This window comes from Candidatus Hydrogenedentota bacterium (assembly GCA_035416745.1).
Taxonomy (GTDB): Bacteria; Hydrogenedentota; Hydrogenedentia; order Hydrogenedentales; family SLHB01; genus UBA2224.
On sequence record DAOLNV010000127.1, the window covers coordinates 1 to 8,590 of the forward strand.

Below are 8,590 nucleotides of genomic sequence, written 5' to 3' on the forward strand. Positions count from 1 at the left end.
GCCGAACCGGCGGAGCTTTTCGAACGGCTCTTTGGCGGCGCGATACGATTGGACCCGGATATTCACCGCCAGGTTCGGGAAGGAGAGCCGGGCAAACGGCACTACGTCGACCACGACGGGGACGGACGCCCGGAGGAAGTCTGGTTCATCGATACGGACACCCGGCATCCCGAGGGCAGGCGGCCGGTTCTGGTCCGTGTGATTGACGAAGACGGCGATCTCGAGGCCGGAGACGAACCCGATTACGACAGCGATCTTTATCTGGCCGATTGGAACGCGGACGGCACAGTCAATGTCGTATGCGACTACACGGACCGGACGGGCGCTAACGAAGTCAGCGAGATGGCGTTCTATTTCCCGCGCGGCGAGAGCGTGATGTGCTGGTATGGCGAAGATGTGGGCGACGACAACCTTCTGTGGTACGACGCCGCTTACACGTACGACCAGCGGCTTTGCCAGGGGCGCACCCATTTCGGCGGCGACGAGCTCTTCTGCGCCTTCGTCCTCGAGCCGGGCAGCCCCGAGTGGGTGCCGCAATGGGAGAATCCCTTTACCTTCTACGACCACGACCACGATGGAGTGACCGAGGAAGTCATCCGCATCGAGGGCACGGGCAACGTCGTCAAGAACCTTCGCTACAGTTTCGATGCGGACAACGACGCCACATGGGACCAGCCCCGGGACTTCGACGTGTCGGTTACCGCGCACGCGGGCGAGGGACAAGGCTTTGATCTTCGATACGCGACCCGGCGCGTGCTTCGCGGGGTCCCCACCGGACCGTTTCTCGCCTATCACACGGTGCCGGGGTTCGCCATCGAGACCCGGTGGGACAAGCGTATGCTCACGTGGGACGAGATCGACCGTAACGTGGATCGCGACGGCGCCGCGGATACTATGGAACGATGGGAGGGCGTTATCGCCAAGGGCAACGAGGCTTTTCCGCAGGTGGGAGGCCCGAGTTCGGGACCGTTCAACAACCGCTTCGAATTGGCAGGGAGTCCGGGTCTCATCCGGCTTTATTACGCGCCCGTGGACCAGCGCCTCCACCTGTTGGGGGCAGAAACGATTTGGCTCGCGGCAGATCCGAATCACGACGGCACGGCGGACATGCGCTACACCTACACCGATTCGGATGGCGATGGCCGGATCGATGTGTGGGAACTGGATGCGGACGGCGACGGGACCGCTGATGACCGGTGGACATCCACGGCGGAGTGCACGGACGTAGCGTACGATTGGGGCCAGGTTCAAGCGATGATGATACCCGTCCTCGAAACGGCGCCGGGGCAGCTTTTTGTGCTCGCCTCACGCCTTCGCGAGGCTCTTGTTGCGAAAGGCGGCAGCGGCGGCGACCCTGTCTGGGCACTGGTGGATTCGGACTTCGCCGCCGAGGCGATCCGCGAGGAATTCCGGGAGGACTACCTCCAAAGCAACGAATCGCTTCGGTTCTACCTGGATATTGTCAAAGATCGGCTGATTCTGGCGCTGAAGAGAGCGCACGACGACCCCGGGTTCTGGGAAAGGTTCAACGCTATGCGCGGAGCGGGAGACCTCGAGGGGATGCGCGGACTGGTCGAAAAGACCTTTACCATCACGACTGCCGCTCCGGATTTTGGAGAGTGGCGGGCGTCCAGACTGGCGGCATTTGCCCGGCCCAAAGTGGCTTGGGCGCAGGACTGGGTGCCGCCGAATATCGGCTGGGAATCGGAGCTGGCGGGGTACCGGGTGTATTGGGGCCAGTTCGATTTCTTCGGTAAACAGCAACGGGCGCTGGTAATGCCGGCGTTCGGGAATGGCGCGAGCTATCACGCGGAACAGCCGTGGGGCATGGACGCGCTGCACGTGAACCAGACCGGCGGGCTCGGAGCAGTCACCCTCTACGCCAGCGGCCAGGCGTATCCCGTGTACAGCCCCGAGGGCAAGGGCGCAATTGTCTGGTCGAAACGTTTTATCAGTATGGATGACGCCTCGGTCACGGTCGAGGTGACGGCCGAGAATGTGGGCCCTCAGGAGGCACCCTATACGGTCCGGTTCACCTGCTCCGCCCTGGCGGACCGGCCCGACTCGCCCATCGAAGTCGTGGTGGATGGCGGGCCAGCGGATGTTCCCATCGAGCTCGGCATTGGCATCACGCGGATGGCTCAAGAAACCTTTGCGATAGATACCGCAGCGGGCGTAATGGGCAGTTGGGGCGTACAGGGGACCGATATCGGGTGGATCGGACTCGGAGTAGTCTTCCCGCCAAAGCTGTTCGTGAGGGCGATGGATTCCGAAGCCGAGCATGAGGTGATTCTGGCCGCGAAGGCAGGCGTGCCCTTGCGGTACCACATCCAGGGCGATTGGTTGCGTGGACGGACCTTCCCGCGCTCGCCGGTGCTCCGCAACTGGATGGACGACCTCCGGCGAACGGCCCTCAACGCGAAGTTGCGGTAGCTCATTCCCGGCAACACGATCGACTATGCGGACCCGTATGCGATAGTATGAGCGTGCGGTCCTGACGCGAAAACATTCGTTAGAAACTGATTGCAAAGGGGAAAACGATGAAACACCATACAATCCTGCTGACAGCAGCTTCTCTTGTGATTCTGGCGGGCCAGGCGGCGGCCCAGGACGCCGGGAGCCCGCAGTTTGTCGAGCTCTTCAACGGCAAGGACCTCTCGGGATGGGTCGATGTGAACACCAGCAACGAGACCTGGTCAGTGCGCGACGGGTTGCTGGTGTGCAGCGGAAACCCGATTGGGGTCATGCGCAGCGAGAAACAGTACGAGAACTTCATTCTGCACATCGAATGGCGCCACATGCAGGCGGGCGGAAACTCGGGCGTGTTCGTGTGGTGCGAGGGAACGGTCCCCGAGGGCAGCCAGTTGCCCAAGGGCGTTGAGGTGCAGATGCTCGAACTCGACTGGGTCAACCAGAACAAGGGCGCGAACGGCGAGCTGCCTCCTATTGCCTACGTGCACGGAGAATTGTTTGGGGCAAACGGAGCAACGACGGTTCCCGATAACCCGCGCGGCAGCCGCAGCAAATCCATCGAAAACCGCTGCAAAGGCAAAGGCGAATGGAACGTCTATGACGTGATCTGCGTGGACGGGGTCATCAAACTAGCGGTGAACGGCAAGTTCGTCAACGGCATCAGCGGGTCATCGGTGAAGAAAGGCTATCTCTGCCTGGAGTCCGAGGGCTCGGAGATTCACTTCCGCAACATCCGTATTCTCGAGTTGCCGCCGGGTGTCATTACCCCCGAGCAGACCGCGCCCGTCGTGGAACCGTAGCCGAGCGGCGCGGCCGGGCCAGAAGAGTCTTCGCTATTCGCCCGCAAACCAGTCCGGCGGGATGTAGAGCGACCAGACTTCGTTGTTGAGAGGCGGTATCATGCCTCCCGCCACCCAGAGCTTGTCATCGAGCACGAAAACCGAGTGTTCATGGCGTTCGCGCCACATGACGCTGGATTCCAGCTTCGCCCAGGTCTTGCCGTCCTTGGAATGCCATGCGTCAGCCCAGTTCGTTGAGGGGTTGTTTGACCACCCCCCGATGACCCACATCCGGTCGCGGTACACGGCCGACGAGAACCATAGCCTGGGATGCCATGGCGCGGCCTCGGTGGCGCAGGTCCATGTTTTGCCGTCTTCAGTGACCCAGACGTCGTTCAGCGCGGCATATTCCGGGACGTAGTTGCCGCCGCCGAACACGTACATCTTGCCGTCGAGCACAGCAGCCTGATGGTAGCCTCGCGGCGGCCACCCCGCGTTGGCGGTGACCTGTTCCCACTGCACGCCGTCCGCGGAGCACCAGACATCGTTTTTCAGGCTCGACGCGTCGCCGAAGTAGTAGTTCTCGGTACCTCCCAACAGCCACATCTTGCCCTTGAACTCGACCAGAGCCGCGGCGAGCCGGGGCGACCATCCAGCGTTGGGCGTAGCCTGTTGCCAAGCGGCGCCATCGGCCGACCACCACACCTGGTTCGATGCGGAATGGCCGGGCAGGCGTCCGTTGTACCATCCGCCCATGATCCACATTTTGTCGTTGAAGGCGATGGTCATCGGGAGATCGCTATGAATCCACGGGGCAGCGTCGAGCACGCGCGTCCAGGTCTTGCCGTCGGGGGAACTCCAGACGTCGCGCGGGGGCGCTTCATAGGATTGAAACCAGCCCCCGAACAGCCATAAGCGGCCGTTGTAAGCCACTTCGCCGGCCGAGTCCCGCGGCGTCCATTCGGCGGACTCGGTCACGCGGACCCAGTCGGGCGCCTGTTTTTGTGCGGACGCCGTGACTCCGAACAGGGAGGCAATCAAGGCTACAAGGAGGATCTTCATGGCAGCACCCCTAATCTTCCGCTCTTGAGACGGCACGGGCGGGGCCCGTCCTGCCCGCGTTGTCAGACTCGTTGCGATTCTAGCCGCCTCAGCCAATTGCGTCAATTCTGCTTGATGGAGGCGATGCCGGTTAGCTTGTGGGCAACGCAGGAGGTATTGCTCGTGCCGTGGCGCGCTCGGTAAGGCCCTGTTTTCATTCATGGGCCGCGGAGTGACTTGACTGCATTCAGGCAGCCGGGCATAGTGATGTAACTTGGCGCCAAAGAACGGGGTTTGGCATTCTCAAAGCGCAGGAGACAGGAGCATGGGATCATCCTTGGTGTGTATGATTGTCGCTCTTGGGTCGATGGTTACGGCTGCCGATGAAAGCCCTTTTCACCTTGTTGTAGCCCCTGTCGGTCCGCAGAATCCGCGTAACAGCGAAGCGGATATCATTCCTCTCAAAGACGGTTCGCTCTTGTTGGGGTGGACCGAGTTCTACGCGGGAAGCGGGGCCGATCACGGCCCGGCGCGCATCTCGGGCAAGCTATCGACGGACGGGGGCCGCTCGTGGGGCGAAAAATTCACGCTCGTTGAGAATGACGGCGGCTGCAACGTCATGGAAGTGAACTTCCTTCGCCTCCGCGACGACCGCATCGCCTTGTTCTATTGTCAGAAGAACACCGAGAGCACCGACTGCCGCGTGATGATGCGCAGTTCTGCTGACGAGGGCAAGACGTGGGTGAATCCCAAACAGCTCAGCCCCGAAGCCAAGTACACGGGGCTCACCAATGGCCGTTCCATCCGGCTCGCGTCGGGCCGGATACTCCTGGAAGCCTGGGAGGGCGGCGATAGTTACTGCTACCTTTCGGACGATGACGGCGAGACGTGGCGCGCCTCGCAACGGGTAAAACCCGGCGATGGCTGCTGGGAGCCCGCGTGCATCGAGCTCAAGGACGACCGCGTCTTGATGCTTATGCGGACCCAGCTGGGCGGACAGTACCAGAGCTTTTCGAGCGACGGCGGCGAGACCTGGAGCAGTCCTGAGCCGACCGCGCTGGCCGGCACGGCCGCGCCGGTCTCGGTCAGCCGCATTCCCACGACGGGCCATCTTCTGGCGATCTGGAATCACAACCCCGGGGCGTCGAGCCGGAATCCGCTCACCGCGGCCGTCTCGAAGGATGAGGCGAAGACCTGGGAAGGTTTCCGCAACATCGAGGAGGGACCCGGCGACGCCTGGGCGTATCCCGCGGTTACGTGGATCAACGACCAGGCTTATTTGACCTATTTTAATTACACGGGCGGACTCTCGCTGCAATTCAAGATTCTTCCCGCAGCGTGGTTTTACGAGTGACGCACGGCGGCAGCAAGTACCTGCAAAGGAAACAGCCATGAAAACGACACGGCGTGAAGCAATCCTGGCGGCGGCCGCAGGAGCCGTAACTCTTCGGACGGGGATTTTGCACGCGGCGGAAACCGAACCCTCATCGGAGGAGCCAAGTCCCGCATTTGCGATGCCGCCCCTGGATTACGGGCTTTCCTTTATCTGCAATCCGGCTCCGGCAAACTCCGTCCGGTTCTGGGTCGAAAGCCGTACCCGCATTATCGACGATGCGGCGGATACCTGGGTCGATTACTACCAGTGCGCGTCGTGCAAGAGCGAGCACACCTTTGCCGAAAAAGACCTGTTCAGCCAGGACAACTATGATTTCCTCCCGGTCTTCGGCGGAGGGTTCTGTTTGGTCTTCCGGCGTCCCGCGCACCTGAGCGACCGGTACCGCCTAGTCAAGACCGTGGAAGAGATGTGGGGCGTGCCCTCGTTGCGGCTGCGTGAAGCGCCCACCGTATCGGTTCTCCGCACGTGGGAGGAAATCCGCGACGTGACGGCCGCGGCCATCCCCATCGTGACGCAAACGACACTCTGGAACGACGAAACCGGCCTCCGCGCCATCATCGAGTGTCCCACCAAGACCATGAACATCAGTATCGACAAGCAAGTCTACCAGGTGGACACCGGTCCTATCGCCTACCCGGATCTCTCGAAGCGATACGAGCAGCCCATCGACTGCCTCAACCTCGCGTTCATAGCGTTCAACGCGCCTGATTTCGCGGATTTCGTTGTCGAACAGCCCACGCCCGTGGTAGTCGACGGCGAAGAAAAGGCGCAGATCTACCACTTCTCGAACCCGTTCAGCCTGCCGGCCAGGAACACCGTGTTCGCGCTCGGGAAACTGTAATTACGGATTTGAACTCTGGTTGGCGTTCGTTGTCGCGGGCGAATCCTCGACAAATGCGCCGCTCGAAACGTAGTCTATCATGGCATCCAACAGGTACGCGCCCTCGGGTGTGCCGGCAAGGAGATCCACACCCCGGGTAATCAGCATTCGCCCGCCGTTCTGGTCTTTGCTCTGACAGACGTAGGCGAAATACTGTTTCTGGCCCTCTCCGACGGCGAAATACGTGAACTCGCCATATTTCGGGTCGAGCGGCAGGGGGAGGCCCTTCTTGATAAGGCGGAACCAGAGGGGCGACAGCGTTCCGTCATGAGGAAAATCCCCGAACACGGGATGAGCAGCGAAGGCGGTTCCCAGCTGATCGCCGAGCCACCACCAACCCAATCGGACGTTTGGCTCGCCGTCAGCCGGGCCTATCATCAACCCTCTGATCCCCTTGGCAACAGATTCGACGAACGCGGGATGGTCCCACGACCCAATCACAAGCCGGGCGGCGTTTGCCTCGGGTGTTCCGGCCTTTGCGATTCCCGGATATCGCGCCGAAACGATGTCGTAGAGGTCTTCCGTCACCGCGATTCCTTCGCCTCGCCGTTCTGCCCGCTTCGGAAAGAACCACAGATCCCAGACGTTGGCAACAGCAGTGCCGCCGAGTGTGGCTCGGAGCTTTGCATGCACGGGCTTCTCGAGTTCGGGAACGGTGAACTCGCAAGTGCCCACTTCGCACGTAGTGCCTGGCGGGGCATTGAAGGCCGTGACCGAACCGGAGGCCAGCGTCCGTTCTCCGGCTTCGAGCGACCACAGCAGCGGTGTCTGTGTCAGCGGGGCAGCATCGAAGTGGGAAATCCGGAACGTGGCCTTGCACGCATCGCCCGAGACAGCGATACAACTGTCCGGTTCGACATTCGCGAGAATAACCGTGGGGCCGTTGAACTGGCGGAATTGGCCGGGGAGCCATCCGCCCTGTTTCGGTTCCCAGAAGGCGTTCAGGTAGCCCTGACCGGTATACGTGCCCTCCTGCGGCACCATCACGTCAACGATTGTCCAATACGAATAGCCATCGCAAGCGGGGTCGAGCCTTGCCTGCTCGATGCCCTGTTTCTGGTAGTACCCCTGCAGCGCGTGAGCCGCATTGAGACAGGCATCGCCCCAGGCCCGCTCGAGCCCCGCCGCATGCAGGGATTCCTCGTAAGCCTCAAGGCTTCGCGGCGCGGGGATCGCACCAGTGAACCTCGGCGCGAGCCGCGGGTCCAACTTGATCCCGAGGTTCAAGTACTCGTGAGCAATGAATGGAACGTCCAGGACATCAAACGTGCCCGGTTCCCATGGAACGATCGACGAGGCGAGCCCGTAACCGTTGGGCGAAAAATAGTCCGCGTTCTCGGCGGTGTTGCAGCCGCCATCCTGGTGCTGGAAAATGCGGTCGGGATCCGTGCTCTTGGCCCATTGATAGATTTCCTTGTCGAGGGGACTGCCGAGATGCCCCTCGTTTCCCGTCGAGTACGACGCGAACGATACGTAGCGCCGGTAATGCCTGTATAGCTCCTGGATGTCTCGCAGCGGGTCGAATTCAAACCCCTCCGTGGTGATGTCGTGGTAATAGGGTAATTCGGGTTGGATCAGGATGCCGGTTTCGTCTGCGGCTTCGAAGAATTCCGGTATCTCGCAGTGGGTATGGTGCCTGACATAGTTGAAGCCGGCTTCGTGGGCAATTGCCAAGTGTTTGCGGTGCTCCTCCCGGTCGGGCGGCGATATCAGCGTCATCGGGTAGATATAGTCGTCACCGAACCCTCGTAAGAGATAGGGGTTCCCGTTAAGATAAAACCGGTCGCCGCGCACCTCGAGCTTTCTCAGGCCGAATCGTTCGGTCCAGCCATGCACGGGGGCATCTCCGGAGACCAGCGTCACGTCGGCCAGGTAGAGGTTCGGAGTCTCGGGCGTCCACAACCGGAACTCGGTCAGCGGCACTTCGCAGATGGCATCCGCGTTGCCGTTTTCGTCAAGTGTGATGCTCTGGGTGAGTTCGCCGGCCGGTGTGCCGTCAAGGGTCTTGATGCCAACTTTGAG

At 61.4% G+C, this 8,590-nt stretch carries 6 protein-coding genes; 4 read left to right on the forward strand and 2 right to left on the reverse strand.

What is annotated here, in order from left to right; all coding sequences use genetic code 11:
* Together PLJ71_21405 and PLJ71_21410 are read left to right on the forward strand one after the other, a co-directional pair.
* Nucleotides 1-2,433 (forward strand): DUF4861 family protein (locus tag PLJ71_21405; protein HQM51247.1); only part of this gene is annotated, 2,433 nt, incomplete at its 5' end.
* Nucleotides 2,434-2,540: 107 nt separating this feature from the next.
* Nucleotides 2,541-3,272 carry a DUF1080 domain-containing protein gene (locus tag PLJ71_21410; protein HQM51248.1) on the forward strand — a complete coding sequence of 244 codons (732 nt, stop codon included), beginning with the start codon at nucleotides 2,541-2,543 and terminating at the stop codon, nucleotides 3,270-3,272.
* 33 nt (nucleotides 3,273-3,305) lie between these two features.
* Here PLJ71_21410 and PLJ71_21415 read toward each other — a convergent pair whose 3' ends face one another.
* Nucleotides 3,306-4,313 (reverse strand): galactose oxidase, encoded by a 1,008-nt coding sequence (locus PLJ71_21415; GenBank protein HQM51249.1) that lies wholly within the window; start codon nucleotides 4,311-4,313, stop codon nucleotides 3,306-3,308.
* A 304-nt stretch (nucleotides 4,314-4,617) separates the two neighbouring features.
* Here PLJ71_21415 and PLJ71_21420 point away from each other — a divergent pair, with 304 nt between their 5' ends.
* Together PLJ71_21420 and PLJ71_21425 are read left to right on the forward strand one after the other, a co-directional pair.
* A complete protein-coding gene (locus tag PLJ71_21420) occupies nucleotides 4,618-5,646 on the forward strand; it encodes a sialidase family protein (protein ID HQM51250.1) in 1,029 nt (342 codons plus the stop codon).
* A gap of 37 nt (nucleotides 5,647-5,683) precedes the next feature.
* Complete coding sequence (locus PLJ71_21425; protein ID HQM51251.1) at nucleotides 5,684-6,529, forward strand: hypothetical protein; 846 nt, start codon at nucleotides 5,684-5,686, stop codon at nucleotides 6,527-6,529.
* Here PLJ71_21425 and PLJ71_21430 read toward each other — a convergent pair.
* The coding region (locus PLJ71_21430; protein HQM51252.1) for a hypothetical protein at nucleotides 6,530-8,590 on the reverse strand (2,061 nt) is incomplete at its 5' end.

Excerpts from the sequence above, each read along its gene's own strand:
- PLJ71_21410 (HQM51248.1), top strand. The coding sequence starts at position 2,541 with ATGAAACACCATACAATCCTGCTGACAGCAGCTTCTCTTGTGATTCTG.
- PLJ71_21415 (HQM51249.1), bottom strand. The coding sequence starts at position 4,313 with ATGAAGATCCTCCTTGTAGCCTTGATTGCCTCCCTGTTCGGAGTCACG.
- PLJ71_21420 (HQM51250.1), top strand. The coding sequence starts at position 4,618 with ATGGGATCATCCTTGGTGTGTATGATTGTCGCTCTTGGGTCGATGGTT.
- PLJ71_21425 (HQM51251.1), top strand. The coding sequence starts at position 5,684 with ATGAAAACGACACGGCGTGAAGCAATCCTGGCGGCGGCCGCAGGAGCC.